Annotated in this window: 1 protein-coding gene; it reads left to right on the top strand. The window is 34.5% G+C overall.

Going from position 1 to position 391, the window contains the following annotated elements; all coding sequences use genetic code 11:
- The coding region (locus FC19_RS03375; RefSeq protein ID WP_083488330.1) for a DDE-type integrase/transposase/recombinase at positions 1 to 359 on the top strand (359 nt) is incomplete at its 5' end.
- Positions 360 to 391 lie beyond the last annotated feature (32 nt).

The following is a 391-nucleotide window of genomic DNA, read 5'->3' as shown; positions in this document are numbered from 1 at the left end:
AGCCAAAAGTTCATAAGATACTCGCATATAAGATAGGACGACAGATGAATGCCAAACTAGTAGTAGATACAGTTAACCAAGCACTTGAACATCATAAAAGGCCAGCATATTTTCATTCAGATATGGGTTCACAATATACGAGCTGTGATGTTGAAAACTTGCTTAGACGACATCAAATCTTCCATTCGTATTCTAAGCAAGGATATCCTTACGATAATAGCCAAATAGAAGCTTTTCATTCATTATTAAAACGAGAATTCGTTTTTCAAACGCACTTCTCAAGCTTTGAGGACTTAATTCTCAGAATCTCAAATTATATTAATTGGTTCAACACTGAAAGAATCAGAACAAGTGTCTAGAAAAACATGTGCCAAATATTGACTTAGGAGCA

The organism is Liquorilactobacillus aquaticus DSM 21051, from assembly GCF_001436755.1.
Lineage (GTDB): Bacteria > Bacillota > Bacilli > Lactobacillales > Lactobacillaceae > Liquorilactobacillus > Liquorilactobacillus aquaticus.
The sequence above is the reverse complement of the archived record's forward strand: the minus strand, read 5'-3'. Positions and strand labels throughout refer to the sequence as shown.